Annotated in this window: 12 protein-coding genes, 1 pseudogene and 1 CRISPR repeat array; all 13 genes and pseudogenes read right to left on the minus strand. The window is 38.0% G+C overall.

Going from position 1 to position 17,203, the window contains the following annotated elements; genetic code table 11:
- Window positions 1-178: 178 nt before the first annotated feature.
- Window positions 179-379: pseudogene (locus tag DWX28_RS20680) on the minus strand (winged helix-turn-helix domain-containing protein); the annotation flags it as partial.
- Between the two features lie 66 nt (window positions 380-445).
- Window positions 446-3,985: direct repeats of the CRISPR family, unit length 32 nt; unit sequence ATTTCAACTCACTACCTCACGCAGAGGTAGAC.
- A 170-nt stretch (window positions 3,986-4,155) separates the two neighbouring features.
- A complete protein-coding gene (gene cas2, locus DWX28_RS17365; protein ID WP_118254291.1) occupies window positions 4,156-4,446 on the minus strand; it encodes a CRISPR-associated endonuclease Cas2 in 291 nt (96 codons plus the stop codon).
- An 8-nt stretch (window positions 4,447-4,454) separates the two neighbouring features.
- Window positions 4,455-5,486, minus strand: a complete 1,032-nt coding sequence (cas1c, locus tag DWX28_RS17370; RefSeq protein WP_118254293.1) for a type I-C CRISPR-associated endonuclease Cas1c — start codon at window positions 5,484-5,486, stop codon at window positions 4,455-4,457.
- Entirely contained in the window at window positions 5,483-6,178 is a 696-nt protein-coding gene (gene cas4, locus DWX28_RS17375; protein ID WP_173907306.1) for a CRISPR-associated protein Cas4, read from the minus strand. The genes cas1c and cas4 overlap by 4 nt, the downstream gene beginning before the upstream one ends.
- The gene (cas7c, locus tag DWX28_RS17380; protein ID WP_118254295.1) at window positions 6,141-6,998 is read right to left on the minus strand and encodes a type I-C CRISPR-associated protein Cas7/Csd2; all 858 of its coding nucleotides are present in this window, start codon (window positions 6,996-6,998) and stop codon (window positions 6,141-6,143) included. Before cas7c ends, cas4 begins: the two co-directional genes overlap by 38 nt.
- A gap of 3 nt (window positions 6,999-7,001) precedes the next feature.
- Window positions 7,002-8,933: a type I-C CRISPR-associated protein Cas8c/Csd1 gene (gene cas8c / locus DWX28_RS17385; RefSeq protein WP_118254297.1), complete on the minus strand. Its 1,932-nt coding sequence runs from the start codon at window positions 8,931-8,933 to the stop codon at window positions 7,002-7,004.
- Entirely contained in the window at window positions 8,930-9,667 is a 738-nt protein-coding gene (gene cas5c / locus DWX28_RS17390; RefSeq protein WP_118254299.1) for a type I-C CRISPR-associated protein Cas5c, read from the minus strand. The genes cas8c and cas5c overlap by 4 nt, the downstream gene beginning before the upstream one ends.
- A 12-nt stretch (window positions 9,668-9,679) precedes the next feature.
- Entirely contained in the window at window positions 9,680-12,139 is a 2,460-nt protein-coding gene (gene cas3 / locus DWX28_RS17395) for a CRISPR-associated helicase Cas3' (protein WP_118254301.1), read from the minus strand.
- 158 nt (window positions 12,140-12,297) lie between these two features.
- Window positions 12,298-12,567, minus strand: coding sequence for a DUF3892 domain-containing protein (locus DWX28_RS17400; protein WP_118254304.1), 270 nt, complete (start codon window positions 12,565-12,567; stop codon window positions 12,298-12,300).
- 636 nt (window positions 12,568-13,203) lie between these two features.
- Window positions 13,204-14,007, minus strand: coding sequence for a hypothetical protein (locus tag DWX28_RS17405; protein ID WP_118254306.1), 804 nt, complete (start codon window positions 14,005-14,007; stop codon window positions 13,204-13,206).
- A 253-nt stretch (window positions 14,008-14,260) separates the two neighbouring features.
- On the minus strand, window positions 14,261-15,082 hold the full coding sequence (locus DWX28_RS17410; RefSeq protein WP_118254308.1) for an AlbA family DNA-binding domain-containing protein: 822 nt from the start codon (window positions 15,080-15,082) through the stop codon (window positions 14,261-14,263).
- A gap of 27 nt (window positions 15,083-15,109) precedes the next feature.
- Window positions 15,110-15,739, minus strand: coding sequence for a hypothetical protein (locus DWX28_RS17415; protein ID WP_118254310.1), 630 nt, complete (start codon window positions 15,737-15,739; stop codon window positions 15,110-15,112).
- Window positions 15,729-17,006, minus strand: coding sequence for an AAA family ATPase (locus DWX28_RS17420; RefSeq protein WP_118254313.1), 1,278 nt, complete (start codon window positions 17,004-17,006; stop codon window positions 15,729-15,731). Before DWX28_RS17420 ends, DWX28_RS17415 begins: the two co-directional genes overlap by 11 nt.
- Window positions 17,007-17,203: the final 197 nt, after the last annotated feature.

Here is a 17,203-nt window from a genome sequence, read left to right on the forward strand (position 1 = left end):
AATTCATCTCACTACCTGCAGAGGTAGGAGAATTCTTGTTATATATTATGTTAAAAATGCCCTGATGATCCGGAAAATTTCCAGAACGTCAGGGCTTTCTTTTATAAGCAGTATTTACATGCAATGTGCCCACCTGAAGCAGTAATTTTTCTTTCTGATTTTTTTACAAGCTCTTCATTTAATCTTGCCATTTCTTTGATCCACCTCCTGTCACTTCCCAGTGGCCATTCTTAGGGGAGCCATGGCGAATAAGAAGGCCATAGTCTTTTAGTTTTTTAATATTCTTTTCTATACTTCGGCTTCCTAAGCCTAATTGCTTTGCTATTTTTATTGCAGACAAATGCTCATCCTCGAGAAGAAGATTTATTATTTTCTTTTGTGTATCATTTAGTTCATAACTCCGAACCTTCTCCGAATTTTTTCACTTCTAAAACGGTTCATCCCTATTTCAACTCACTACCTCACGCAGAGGTAGACGAATGTTCGCCGGGTCGATACCATCGAAACCTTTTATTTCAACTCACTACCTCACGCAGAGGTAGACTTAAATCCGGTAAGCATACCATTATTCATGGCATATTTCAACTCACTACCTCACGCAGAGGCGAACAAAATTCTCAAAGTCATAGTATTTCAACTCACTACCTCACGCAGAGGTAGACAACATTCAAAAATGATGTGACTAGGAATCAGACAAATTTCAACTCACTACCTCACGCAGAGGTAGACGGTTGTGAACTGTTCGCCAGTCTAGGACTTATCCGTATTTCAACTCACTACCTCACGCAGAGGTAGACAGAGCTGATAATGGTAGACCGTATTGCAAAAATGGATTTCAACTCCCTACCTCACGCAGAGGTAGACAAAAGGTAGATTAAATGGGACTTATAACAACACTATTTCAACTCACTACCTCACGCAGAGGTAGACAGTACCGTGCTCCGGTGTGAGGATCTGTGTACCATTTCAACTCACTACCTCACGCAGAGGTAGACTCATGTCAAGGCTATGATGTCAGCTGAAAATATCATTTCAACTCACTACCTCACGCAGAGGTAGACCCTGATTGCACAGGAATATGATCCGGAACCACAATTTCAACTCACTACCTCACGCAGAGGTAGACACGGTGGCGTGATCTATGTCACTGACAATAATGCTGTATTTCAACTCACTACCTCACGCAGAGGTAGACATTGTACACCTTGAACGCATCAGAGCCATCGCTATTTCAACTCACTACCTCACGCAGAGGTAGACGAGGATCAAGTAATTGATACATATAAGAAATTTATTTCAACTCACTACCTCACGCAGAGGTAGACGCAGAACGATGCCAGTCCTCTTGTGCGTGCCGGGAAGATATTTCAACTCACTACCTCACGCAGAGGTAGACGACATCCACGGATACTACCTGAATATGCGACACATTTCAACTCACTACCTCACGCAGAGGTAGACAGGTGATTCAGGCAATTTCACAGTTCAGAAGAACATTTCAACTCACTACCTCACGCAGAGGTAGACCGAAATTGGAAACGTTAGGAGCGTTTTTATTGATATTTCAACTCACTACCTCACGCAGAGGTAGACGAAAGAATCTGGTGTATCGCATTTACTAATGGATATTTCAACTCACTACCTCACGCAGAGGTAGACTTCTTTCATCGCTTCTACAGAATCATCTGAATTATTTCAACTCACTACCTCACGCAGAGGTAGACGAAAGAATCTGGTGTATCGCATTTACTAATGGATATTTCAACTCACTACCTCACGCAGAGGTAGACATCCCTCACTTTCGTCATTATCCTCTGGTTGATTAATTTCAACTCACTACCTCACGCAGAGGTAGACGCCTGCCTTTGCGATCTGTGGGGCTTCGGCAAAAAATTTCAACTCACTACCTCACGCAGAGGTAGACGGAATGCCGGTACGGAACACACATGAAAGAAACATTTCAACTCACTACCTCACGCAGAGGTAGACTGCAGCCTTCGGCAATGTTCGAGTTTTCAAGATCATTTCAACTCACTACCTCACGCAGAGGTAGACGACAGATGGTTTCGAAACATTAGTGACTACCACAATTTCAACTCACTACCTCACGCAGAGGTAGACGATCCTTCCGGGATCACGTATGGTTCTCCGCAGTTATTTCAACTCACTACCTCACGCAGAGGTAGACGCTCTGCGGTTTCTGATCCGCGTCTACGTTTAAGTATTTCAACTCACTACCTCACGCAGAGGTAGACTTCAGAAGTATGGGAAGCTATTAAAGAGGGCACATCATTTCAACTCACTACCTCACGCAGAGGTAGACGCTCATCCGTGCAAGATCTACAACATCAGCTGTATTTCAACTCACTACCTCACGCAGAGGTAGACGTCTACTCTCTGAGACACTGCCACATCCATAGACGCATTTCAACTCACTACCTCACGCAGAGGTAGACAATGGTCTGCTCCACAGATTCATAGCCCGTAGGAAATTTCAACTCACTACCTCACGCAGAGGTAGACAACTATATGATTTGTTTCTTGATGATCTGATAGAAATTTCAACTCACTACCTCACGCAGAGGTAGACAACTCAGCGCGATCGCCGGGTCAAGCTGTACATTATTTCAACTCACTACCTCACGCAGAGGTAGACCTTTTGCTGCTTTGCTCATTCCTTGCTCCTCCTTATATTTCAACTCACTACCTCACGCAGAGGTAGACGATGTGGAAGCGCCAGGTGTGGAAGGCTCCACGTATTTCAACTCACTACCTCACGCAGAGGTAGACCCCGGTTCATAATCTTCTAGTTTCCACAAAGTCATTTCAACTCACTACCTCACGCAGAGGTAGACTCAATACCACAAGAACAACCGTAACTTCTGTAGTATTTCAACTCACTACCTCACGCAGAGGTAGACCATATTCTTCGTTCTGATAATCCCCCCCTGGATAATTTCAACTCACTACCTCACGCAGAGGTAGACGTAGAAGCAGAACAGCAGAGGACAGTTCAGTTCATCATTTCAACTCACTACCTCACGCAGAGGTAGACGGGATAGCGGTAATGAGATCCCGGTATACTACTGGGATTTCAACTCACTACCTCACGCAGAGGTAGACCACGGCAAAACGGTTGAGCCGCCGGGTAAACAATATTTCAACTCACTACCTCACGCAGAGGTAGACCCTGTCAGCACTATTACACGGCAGAACAAAAATATTTCAACTCACTACCTCACGCAGAGGTAGACGTTAGTTGAGACTAACTTTGTTCACGTCTAAGTTATTTCAACTCACTACCTCACGCAGAGGTAGACGCATTCTATCCGGTGATTCAAACATATCGTATGATATTTCAACTCACTACCTCACGCAGAGGTAGACTGAAAGAAAGAAGGTGAGCCTGATAGCGAAAGGATTTCAACTCACTACCTCACGCAGAGGTAGACGACGACACAGACTGGTACTACATCCGCATTGCAGGCATTTCAACTCACTACCTCACGCAGAGGTAGACGCAATGACAACAGGAAGAACAATTTGGAGCAAAACATTTCAACTCACTACCTCACGCAGAGGTAGACGTTCCGAACTCAACGCCTCGCAGAAATGTCAGGAACATTTCAACTCACTACCTCACGCAGAGGTAGACTTACTATCCATTACAAGGTCGCTGAAAAGATATACATTTCAACTCACTACCTCACGCAGAGGTAGACTATTGCGTTAGGAATATCACCCGATGCTCTTTTATTTCAACTCACTACCTCACGCAGAGGTAGACGCAGAAAGCTGTGAGATTAATATTGCTAATAGTATTTCAACTCACTACCTCACGCAGAGGTAGACGCGAAGCAGGAAACATTTACAGACACAGAGGGTATTTCAACTCACTACCTCACGCAGAGGTAGACGTGTACCGCTACTACACCTTTAGATACTGGTAATGTATTTCAACTCACTACCTCACGCAGAGGTAGACAGCAATTTGTCACAAAATCTATGGACATTAACCATAGATTCCATAACAAATCGCATAATAAATCTTTGTTTTTTGCTTTAATTATCTTATGCCTAAGCATATTTCATTAAAAAAGCTTCCATTTCCTGGTGCGAATCTCCCGGGGAAATTATGCGTGCTTTACATTCGCACTACAGAATCAATGTTTCTGTAACATCAAATCCAGGGTGTGCACCTATATGTTCTACTTTATTTTTGTAATTATTTCCTAAATAATAAAACCGCAGACTATCAACTTCTTTATCAATGATTTTTTCAAGAATATCCTTTACCTGCCTGCACTTTGTTGCGTCCATTTGACACTCAAATACTGAATTCTGAACTCGTTGTCCATAATTTGTGCATTCTTTGGCAACTTTTCTTAATCTTTTTCTTCCTGCTGCAGTCTGTGTATTTACATCATACGTGATCAATACCAACATCTTATCACCTACTTCCAGAAAAATGGTGGATATTCATCAAGATCTCCTCTCAAAAATCGCGCCAATAACAAGCTTTGAACATATGGTGCCATTCCCCATTCTATTTTCTCTCCTAGAAATGGATGCTTAATTGTCTCTTGCTTCTTTGACTGCCATGCAGACAAGAAAACTTTACGTCCCTCATCATTCATGATAACAGCACCATTTTCTTTTTTGATAAAATATTCTGGTTTCATGACTTTCTTATTAATTAATGTCAGTACAAAACGATCTGCCATCACACTTCGAAACTCTTCCATAAGGTCTAATGCAAGCGATATTCTTCCCGGACGATCTGTATGGAAAAATCCCACATATGAATCCAATCCAACAGCTTCCAACGCCGAGCCACACATTCCTGCTAATAGCGAATACGCAAAGGATAACATAGCATTAACGCTATCCAACGGTGGTCTTTTATTTCTACCCTGGAAGTAAAAATCTGTTTTCTGCTGTAAAATCAAATCATCAAACACCGAAAAATATACAGACGCGGCTTCTCCCTCTATCCCTAATAACTCCTCTGCGCTCTCACATTCTCTTATCTTTACAATGCTCTGTGCAAGAAAAGCTGATTTCCTTTTGATCTTTTCAACCTCCAGCCGTAGTGCATAATCTCTCGCAGCTCTTTCCAAAACCCATCTGGAATTATATACTTTTCCTAAGATAAAATTTCTCGCAATCCGTACACTTTTTTCTTTGTCTTCACTGATTCGATACTGTTGCTTACGAAGTGTTACATTTCCCTTTGTTTCTCCAGTAATTCTAGCCAGGAATCTCCCATTTCCAGACATAAAAGTCAGATCAATATTCCTTTGAGCGCAAGTCCCCATTAACGCGGGACTTGCGCCGGTATATCCAAACGTTACGATTGCCTGAAGATTATGAAGTGGTACACGCCCTATTTCTTTTTGTTCTTCCAAAACCACTACATTTTCTCCATCTAATGATAAATATCTATTTCCAGATGTAACATACAAGGTATTTAAGAGTCTTTTCATACATTATCCTCTTCAAAAATTACTCCGTTTATATATCCAGCTGCCGTTTTCTTCTTATTCAATACTGGCAGGCATATATCTTTCAATGAACATGCATTACATTTTTTCCCGGTTTTTACTTTTGGTGTATATCTTTGTTCATAATATTTATGCATTTCACGAAAACTGCTTATTACTTTTTCTCTTACCTCATCCGTAAATTCCACTTTTGTGCGCCGCCGCGTCTCACCATAATAAATATATCCATACGGAATGACACAGCATAGCATTTCCTCGAGACATAATGCCTGGGCCGCTACCTGCAGTATATCAGAATCATCTGTTTTGGGCTTTCCTCTTTTGTATTCTACTGGAATCACGGAATAGCTTCCTTCTCTGCCCGCAATAGAAATCCCATCCTTCACTTTATGAAATTCCACCACATCACATTCGCCGCTCACTCCCATTTCCCGTGAATGAACCGGCATTGCTCTGACGATAAGAAGATCTCCTCTTTTTTCTTTTATTGCAGGATCATGTGCATTTTCATGGAGAATTTTTCCTTCCACTGTTCTGACATTTTCCTGCCACTGCATTTCTATATATGCCAGAGCCCATTGCCGTCGACAAAACGCAAAATGTTGTATTCCTGATAGCTGCAAAAATTCCTCTTCTTTATACAAAATCAAACTCCTCCGGTTTTTTGCATCCATCTACATGCCATGAAATCTCATAATCTGTAAATTCTCTTGGATGTTCCTCCTTAGGTTTAATATCAAATCCTCTCTGAATTTTTCCACTGGAAACAGCCGGCGTTTCCTCGTCATGCTGCCACCAGTACATTTTGCAAACTTCCATACTTCCTTCCGGTCTGGCAGAAGAAGCATCGTTTTCGAATAAGGTTTTTAATGCCTCTTTTAGTAATTCCGCATCTTCCTGACTGAATCCTGTTTTTTCAGCAAGCTGGACATTTACACTTCCCATCACTCTATATACAGCAAAACCTACCCTATGTTTAGTACCCATGGTATCGGAAGCTTTACTCTCTTTTCCAGATTCACTGTTCACACTCTTAGTAATCTGCATACTGATGATATCGATTGGAGAAAGGCTGATTGCCTGATGAATAGAAACGGGACCTCTTACTCCAAACGATACAGGAATTCCCTTGAATGCAAAAACCTGTCCAAAAGCTCTGACATCCAACCACTCTTTACACGCAATCGCTGCACATGCATCACGATTTGCATTTTTCTTATTTCCCAGCTGTGCTTTCAGCTCTTCACATCCATCTGCACGATCTTTTAAACTGGTATAACCATCATCTGAACGATCATCTGACTGCACAAAAATTTTCTGCCCAAGATCCTGAAGACGGTTTCTTATCTTTCTTTTAATACACACATCGGATATCTCACCATACCCATCCAGATTGATCCTTGGGCGATTTCCATTCAGTGGATCTCCATTTGGATTTGCATTATCTGCACTTATAAATAAAGTAAAATCAATTTTTCCTCTCAATGCACTCATCGTTTATTCCTCCTTTTCCTTCTCTTTAGAATCTTCCTTTTTCTGTTTCAGATCATAAGCCTGGCTATGAAAACCAAGAAGATATAAACCATCCAGTTTCTTGTTATCACTAAAGCTTTCTACTTCGAACAAATCATAAATATCATTCAACAGATTCTCATAAAAACGTCTCTCTGCAATTCCCAGCTTATTCACATATGGCTGAATACTTTCTTCGATCACCTTCCATGTCTCATAAGGTCTCTGAGAAAAAGTGCACATATATCTTTTCGCATTTGTAACCCTTGCCTTATCTCCATCATCATAAGTACGATATTCAATTCGATCTGCTACTGCCAGTAAACGTCCATACAGATAATTTCTGTCTTTTTGTTTTTTATCTAATGCCACGTTCCATTCCTCCTCGTATCTTTCACTTTTATCCTTTTTAACCAACGAACACGCCAATGTTAAAACTCTCTCCCAATTTTTCCAATCTTTATAGGTCAATGGCATGGAAGCTTTTAATACTGCTCTGTCCACATAATCACATGGGATTTTATTTCCGTTCCAGATGCAGGGAATCAGCCTTTTCGCAACTTCCGCATATAATTTCTTTCCATTTGCATCTACAATCATAAGACTGCCTTTATTCTCTATACCAAATAGAATATCTGCTATGTCCTTTACGCCAACCATTCCTAAAAACCGTATTCTCTTCTTATCTTTCTCTTTCCATTTTTCATGAATCCAGCTACAGCTTTCATGCCATTTTTTTATATTTTCCAGATATCTCGCTGAATCCAGAGTCATCTCTTCAACCATGGATAATCTTCCCGGAGTAGCTGCATCAAAACCGAGTAGAATCATTTCAGATGTATTATCTACCTTTTTTCCATATCCTCGAAGTGCACTGTAAAATTTTTCGGCAGTGATTGCACTTCCATCACATCCACTTTCTTCTCCAGACTCTTCATCATCCCAGTCATCATCCTCATTATATTCTGACGCAATGGTGTCCGTATCTACATTCCATCTCGGCATACTCAGGCGGTGGGATTCCCATGTAACAACTGCCAGCGTATCAAAAAGTGTTCCCTGTTTTCGAATGATCCACTTCAATGCATTATGGATTTTCTGAGAGGTTTCATTTCCTACAGCAAAAGCATCTTCTTTGGTTGCAAAACGTCCTCGATAAGTAAAATTCTGACTGTCATTTGCGGAAATCAGCTTTGCCCCGTCACCCTCATTACGGATCTTTTTGGAATGAAGATAAGAAATAGCCTCTGTATTTCCGGTAAGGTAACATAATCCTATCTCTTTTTCCTGAGAACGCACATAATTTATATAACAGTCTTGAAGGGTCTTGTCTTTCCAGCATTCGTCCGGGGGAGCCTCAAAAAAATCTGTATTTGGCAAACGGATGATAAAACGCACAAAAGCTTTTGTCTGTACAATCCCCTGAATATTTTCTTTATCATCAATCCGGTTCTGCTCATTCAATTTTATAATTTTTTTCTCAATCAGATTGGAAATCAGTGTATTTTTTTTCAAATATAGATAAATTGCCCTTACTTTCTCATGACAATACTCTGACTCAACCCATTCTTTCAACTGAGAAATATACAGTTCATGACAGATTCCATCATCTTCATAATATTTCGTATAATCTCCCGCAAGGTATCTCAGATTATCGCATAAAGGATGTGGCTCCTTTCCTGCGGTACGACTTCCAGATTTTTCTGTAACCGGTATGATCGTCAATTTATCATTGGAATCTACCGGCTCTGCATTCATAAAATTCCCATCCTGGTCAATAGTTACTGTTATCTGTGCAGTCACAGTGGTATGAAACGGCGGCAAAAGCACATATGGCATATCTCTTCGATATTCAATGACACCTATTTTGTCACTGTTTATCTCATACAGATCGATCAACTCATTTACCCAGCTCACTCACCCACCTCCTCGTCGGTAAATTCTTTTAGACCAGTAAAATTATCTTTTCCAAAAACTTTACGTTCCATCTCTCTGATATGGCGTTTCTGTATGCACGCTTCCGGCCTTATAAATTCTATGATCCCCCCTTTTTTCATAACCGGTCTCCAGAAACGTACTGTCATTTTCCCCTTGTCTTCTGGAAGAATAGCTTCATCTGCATATGTGATTCCATGATACATGAATCCATAGTCTATCTCTCCTGGCATATCATCATAATGGCTTTCTCCTTCTCCAAATACACATGGCTCAACAAATGCCTGACATTCTCTTGTCCCCAAAAAAATATCTCTACGGCCTCCTCTTTCTACCATACGCTTTGCAATATTATGATGTTTGTGTTCATTTCGGTCATCCTTTAATTCTATATGGTTAAGATTAAACTCAAAATGCGCTCGCACCTGATAACGTACATCTTTCAGATAAGTATAATAAGCCAGTTCATTTCCACCATTATAGGCAATCGGACGAATTCCTTTTGTCTCAGTTTGAATAGAGTTCATAACACGTACAGCATCTATGATCCACATGATCGTTGGCTTCCAGTAAATGCTTTCTGTAATTCCTCGCAAAGCTTCATACGTCGGAATATGATAACTTGTTTTCTCACCGCCAACTCTCATGACTGGATCAGAAAATAATGCATATGGACCACATACTTCAAACTCTATTGTATTTCTGTATTTCTTCATAGCTTCTGCCCCCTATATGTTACAAAAATCCATTTTGGGGTCATCCACAACCCCCACTTTCTTATCATAATAGCCATCACATAGTACCAGAATCCCCTCACTGTTTTCGTATACGGTATTTCCGAGTTTATTTCTCCTGCTCTCTGAAATACCAACGGTATATCTTTGTAATTTTCTCAGTATCTTTTTCTTTTCTGTCTCTGTACGCACTTGCGACAGTTCTTTTAATAGCAACTTTGGTTCAATACCATATGGCACTACAACGCTTAATTTATAAGTGTCAGAAATCACTTCGAACTCACTCCCTGCTGTTTGAAAAGCCTGAGGCAGCTTTGTACGAACTTTTTCTTTATGTTTCCGGCAATATTGATTCTGCCCAATTTGATTTTTCCCTAGTAAATCTGTCAGTGTTACCGTTACGTCACATACTTCAACTGGAAATTTGGTTTCTAGCTTTCTTAACTGCGAACGATAAGCCGAATAATAAAATTTTATAGCTATTTCTGAATCTAATGAATAATTAAACTTCTTATTATCATACTTAAAATCGTCCAAGATTTTCTGTAGCGCAGCCTGTGCATCTCTGATTTCCCGCAAACGTTCCAGATGTTCTGCATCATGAGCCACCTGGACAATATAAACTGCTCCCATTTTTCCAAGTTCTTTATGTCGATTACATCTTCCTGCTGCCTGGATAACATTATCAAGTCCTGCTTTTGATCGTATCACGCATCCAAAAGAAAAATTCACTCCGGCTTCTACCACCTGTGTGCTCACACAAATAATCTTTTTGTCTCTTTTCCTTAATGCGTTTCTTATCTCTGCCAATGTATCCAATTTATGCTGCGGACACATATTATTACTCAGATGAAAAATCTCATATTCTTCCGTGCAACAATCTTCTAGTTTTTGAAACACCTCAAATGCACACTTTGTAGTATTTAAAATTACCAATGTACTGCGATATTCTTCCGTTTTTTCCAATACAAACTCTTTTAAATCCTCTGTTTCCATTCCCCCTTGATAACGTTCATTTTTTGTTTCATCAATAATTTCCACTCTTTTGAAAGCTTTTGCATATTTTTCGGATTCTCCTGACATTTCCAGACACTTACAGATATTATTCTCTTCAAGAGAAGCTAATGTCGGCTGTGTAGCAGAACATAATACTACGGTTGTCCCACAAAACTGCGAAAGGAAATTCACCACCAGATTAAAAAGTTCTGTACATTTAACCGGGAATGCCTGTACCTCATCAAATATAATGATACTGTTGCATAAATTGTGCATTCTTCGAATACAGTTCTTCTGGTCAGAAAATAATGTATTTAGAATCTGCACGGCTGTTGTTACAATAATTGGTGAATCCCAAGTTTCTGTGAGATTTCTATATTTTTCCTCTTCTCCCTCTTCACAGATGACATTGCAATGATGTTCTAAAACAGCTGAAGGTATTCCTGTTGCTTTACGAATTTCTTCTGCATTCTGCTCCAAAATAGAATTAAATGGCGCTATATAAATAATCCGATGTTTCTGCTCTTTCTTCGCATGATAGAGTGCAAATCGAAGACTGCTGAGTGTTTTTCCTGCACCCGTTGGTACTGTCAGACGATATAATTTCTGATCTGTTTCTGCAGCTCTCCGGCAGGAGTCAGATATCTCCTGCCGGAAAACATTCAGTTGATTTCCATTATCCGGATTATTTTGGATTTCATTTCTCAGATACTGTTCAAAATTCTGTATGCATTTCTCCCATATTTCCTGTGTTTCTTCCTGTGACATCCTTTTCGATAATGGAATATCCTGAAAAAAGCATGCTGTATCAGTCCAGTCGCCATCAATCAGCAAAGATAATGCAGTCCGCAGATACATTCCCAGATAAAAATATCTGCTACCATATTTTTTTCCAGAGGAATCATACTTTTTAACAAATCCGTTTATCTTTTTGAGAATTTCCTGATATGACTGAACTGCCTTCTCTCCTGCTTTCTCCAACATTGTTCTGTCATAAATCTGAAAAAATCCCTCTTTGATATGTCTATACTCAATTTCTTTTTTCAGCCGGCGTTCCTGTAGACTTTGACCATTTTCCAGATTAATGCAGTCTTCCATACCGTGGTGAAAATAAATTAATGTACTGATAAATTCTGAAACAGGCTCCTCTTTCATCAATTCAAGTGCAATTCTTCCACCCGCGGTAGAATGATCCAGTCCATGTTTATGTACCTTATCTCCCAGTTCCAGAATATTCTTAAAATCATCCTGATTTGCTGTGCCAAGTTTTCCTGCATCATGAAGAATTCCTGCCAGTTCAACAATACTTCTCAATTTTGGAAGTTCACAGGCATCCCTCGCAAAACGCGCAACATTTCCAGCATGCTCCTGCATAGACTGACATCTTTTTGTTTCATAATCTACATGAGCCAGTTTACATTCTTGTGTTTCCAGAATACTTGTTTTTTTATTTTTCATCCAGTACTCCTTGTATCATATGGCTGTTTTTCCATTATTCTATTTTTAATTTTTATGTATTTTTACTATATTTTACCAAGTTCATAACCTTAGTGCAAGGCAGATATCGAAAAAACGTTCGATTTTCTATATTTGCCTTACAGATGAGGTATCGGTCTTTATTCACGTGGTAACATCAGTAAATTATCTTTCGATGTGCCATTAGCTGCAGATCGAACATATTTCTCTCCCTGTATGCTCATTGCTGGAATAAGATATGGATATGGTGCAATATTTACGGTAATAGTTTTGGGAAATTTTTGCAGATAATCGTAAACCTCTGATTTCTTCCAATATGTATTCGCAGCATCTATATAGATAGAATCTATATCCTGTACATTTCTGGAATCACCACAGTTACGTTTCATTTTGATCTTAATCGCTTTCATATTAAAAGCCTCCTTATGATATTTTTATAGAATCTGCAGATTCATTGTTATAATGAAAATATCATAGAAAGACTTTACAAAAATCGCGAAATAATTTAGAATAGATTTGCTACATGCTATTCAAATTATTTGGATTGCATTTCTATGATGAGCCGTCTGATACGCCAATATCAGATGGCTTTTTCATTACATCTTTACTATAAATCTCTCACTTCTTTTTGTTAATAATTAACCATATAATAATGTAAAAAATTTTTTTACCACAATAATATAGTCAAATCAAAAAGATTTGACTATAACCTTATAAACATGTTTTTCAACTCACAGACTTTCATCTGACAATAGATAAAGGCTACAGGAATTCTCCATTCCTGCAGCCTTTATTATTTTATTCAAACTCGGCAAATCCAAAGATATTTTTAAACATTTTTGTTTAGTTTTTATCTTTTTTCTACCGTTATTTTATCTCTGTTACACATATTATTTTGGCTCGCTGATTTTCTGTTGCCAATTTGTTGCCATAAAATCTATATTATCCTGATTTTGGAGATACCCTGATTTCAAAAGGGGAGTCTATTTCCCCCTTGAAAAGCACCTCGCTCTCCCCCTACTGTATTTTTTCTTTAGAATGGAGAGTCAGGGAGTTGCCTTTTTTGATATTGGTTGAACCATCGCATTAGCTTCGCGTTGTTTCGTATTCCAATCACATATTTCAAAATTTTCATTGTACCATCTTATATTGGACATTCCATATACATTTCCCATTTTTAATCCTTGATAATATGCTTGTCCATCTACAATCGTTCCATGATACATGCCATTGAATTTGCTTCCATTATATAGACCAACTAGTTGCGGAATCCCTCCTGTATGCTTATCCTTGACATTTTTTACAATATCACAAAAGCAATGGAAATAATTTCTACTTGTGCTTTCGTTATTTCCATTTTTGAACCTCAAAAAGTTCTCATCATATTCTTTTTTCCCACTTCCATCTGAAAAAAGGTTCTTTGACTTCTTAAAATCAGTATGTATTTTTATGTTCTCCCATATTATTCCATTCCAAAAGTATACGTTCGCATCAAATATTCTTTTTTTATTTCGCCCTATATGATATATTTTAATAATTCCATTATTAAGTTTGTATGCTGAATGTGCTCTTTTGATTTCATTAAAAATAATCTCACTTCTATCTTGATAATCCATGTCTGCTGATAACAACATTCCCACATCACACATACTTGTTAAGCGAGTTAATATCTGATATGTAAATAATGTTTCTCCACAATACCCTAATATATCAGGAGTATTTTTTAATGCAAATGTCTTTTGGCTATAATCATAAAAGTTCCTATTATCAGAAATTCTACTATCACTGGCTATATATGCAGAACATGGGCCTCTCTGATCACAAGCCAACCACCCTACAATTAATGTCATTTTTACTAATTCCTCTTTGCAAATCCATTCTAAAAATCCATAAACTTTATGAACTTTTAGAGTGGATTTGCACCACTATCTTTTATCATCTGATAAACGTCTTACTCTTAGACCACTAGAACCATGTTCGGTATTATTTTATCACTCTTGCCCCCATTATACAACATATTTCCAAATGGTAATCTAATGTAAAAAATGAAATTCTAAATTCCACCACCTACTTGCACTGGAATTTACTTTTTCAAGTCAGCAATCATTTCAAATCTAATACTTTCTCTATCTTCAATTTCTTTGCATCTATCATTCTCAAAATAAATGCCTCATATCCTTCATCAGGATAATTGGGATTATCCTTTTCCTCATATTCATCTGGAGTTCCATACAGTGCCCCTATACGTTCTCCAAATACTTTTAGCGCTGCTGCAAAGTTTGGTTGAGAGCCTTTTCGAACTAACACTCGTATTTTTTGAGGCAATTCTGAATACAGTTTTTTTAATTGCTCCAGATGTTGGTCTAAAGACATATCCGTATTTTCTGAATATATAGTTGCAATTTTTCTTTCAATTATTCTGTTAATTTCTTCAGATGTTGCCTTTTCTGACTTTGTCCCTCTTCTAACATATATTACATCTTTTTCTATTTTTTCAGATTGTCCAAGTGATACAAAAGGTAATCTTTCTGGAGTATCATGTATAACCATGATTTGAAACTTTTTATTTTCAAATTCTCCATAAACATCCGAATCAAAAACAAAATTAAATACCTCATAATCCAAACTCGATGAAACAAGCCTAGAAATACTATTACTAATGTCAGCAGTATCCTTCAGATTATCCAGTCCTAAAACATCAAATGTATTATCTTCATTTTCCTTTACACCAAATATGATAATTCCTCCACCATTATTTGCCATAGCCAACATAATTTTTGCCAACGGACCTTTGTCTATCCAAGTCTCTTTAAAATCCATTTCATTTAATTCACCACATGACTTTTTCATAAAATCCCGAAAATTGTCTTTTGTTGGTTCTTTAAGAAACTGATCATAAAAATGATCTTTAATTTGTGGATTCATCCAATTTACCTCTCTATTCTCCTTATATTATTCAATTTTTTTATTTATTGCTTCAATCCACCCACTGTCATCACTCTCAAACAGCTTTATGAACTTTCCAAAATTACTGCTACCAGTAACAGAATCATCCGAATCCAACTTTCTCACTCGCTGACTCATATCCACATAGTTCTCCGCAGTAACATGTTCCATAACCTCATGAATCTGATCCGCTCTCCCTTTATAATTCTCCACCCCGGTATATTCCTTTATCAAGGGAGCGTTCACTGGTTTTGCTGGTGATTTCAAATTTTTATCGGTCCAGTGCTTAGATATAATCTGCATCGTACAAGGATTTCCAAATATAATCACTTCATCTGCAGCATTATCCACACCATGAAACTCATTAATCTTACGTTTAATGTCTTCATACTGCTCATGAGGTTTCTTTTCTGTATCACAGAATACAAGTACAAGTTCGTCTGCTCCATTTTGATAGCGGTCCTGATATCTCGCCGGAATATTTCCATTTCCCCCGGCATTAACCAATGAGATATCATATTGCTCGTTCCACACTTTTAAATTCTTTAACCGATTTAGATATTCATATTCCTCATTGCCTTCGCAGATAATGCAAATTTTGTGGTTATCCAAAAACTTAGGGAGCTTATTTTGCATCGGCATCATCCCCCTTTACACCACCTTTAATGCTAAGCAAGGAGTTGATCAATTCAGGATCCGGTAAAGCACCAAGTGCACCTTTCCTATATTTTTCCATAACATCTGTCGTATCCCTCACTCCCTGCTGTGCAGTAAAATCTGCAAGTGAATACACATATACACCTTCTTCATCCTTATGAACAAACCAAATCTGCTCCTTTCGGAACATTCTCTTGCAATCCATAAGATTTATATCATGAACTGTAAATATCATCTGTGCACTTGTATTCAACTCATTATTAAACATCGCAACAATCGCCCTGGTAAGCTTAAAATGAATACTGCTATCCAACTCATCCACAACTAAAATTCTGCCTTGTTCAAGTGCTTCAATTACATAACTGGCAATGGCTGCAATCTTCTTTGTTCCTGTGGAATCAAACATCATACTTGGCACATGGACTCCCTTGTATGTGGATACCAATCTGATTTGATCCATAATATTCTCTGGAATATCAAGCACTTTCTCATCTGGCTTTTCGTCACCTTCACCAGTTTTCAGCTGTATCTTATCCATATCCACATATTCAAAATTATCCATATACAAGTCTGCATTTTTTATGAACTCAACAACTTTTTGCTGCAACTGATTCTTATTCTTCATGAGTTCAATCGTGTGTTGCATAGGTATGTTATTCATATTGATGATATCAATTTTTTCTGCAAACCCGACAAGAATCTGTTTCATCTCATTGATATGTTCAAATTTACTTGTATCCACTACATAGCATAACAAATTATTCTTCGATACAACCGAAATCATAGTCTGAACAGATTCATCAATACACTCGTATATTTCGCTAACAGTATCCTTTCTCAACCAGCAAACTTCCTTTTCGTTGTTGTACTGATCTTTAAATATCTCCGAAAATGACTCATATATATATTCTTCTTTTTCTGCGTCATACTTAAAATCATAAGAAAACTTTCTTCCAGATGCCATAAATGTAACACCTAACTCGCATACATCACTATCAGTAAAAATATTCGGCATTAGTCCATTCTTCTTATTTAAAAGAACATTTCTTATTGCCCTAATGCACTTGATTAGACATGTTTTCCCTGCATTGTTTGGTCCATATATTCCTACTGTTTTAAGCACGTTAAAATTGTTCTCTTTATGAACATTTGCTCCAAATTTCTTATTTCGCATATCAGCTTTCATCGAAAATGTAATATCATCTTCAAATACATAACAGTTTTTTGCTCTTACCTCTATAATCATGGCTCATTCCTCCAAGTCATTTTTCTTCTCTCTTATCATTATTATAACATGTTTTATTTTTTATGCAACTTTTTTTCATAAAAAATATTAATTTTGAGATTTAATGTTCATTCACAAAAACAAAAAGCAGCCTCTCGGCCAATGTCATTAAGTTATCATAGGCAAGCTGATTTGGCGTTTGCCCAGAAACAGGTTGA

The sequence above is a fragment of the Blautia sp. AF19-10LB genome (genome assembly GCF_003461245.1).
Classification (GTDB): domain Bacteria; phylum Bacillota; class Clostridia; order Lachnospirales; family Lachnospiraceae; genus Blautia_A; species Blautia_A intestinihominis.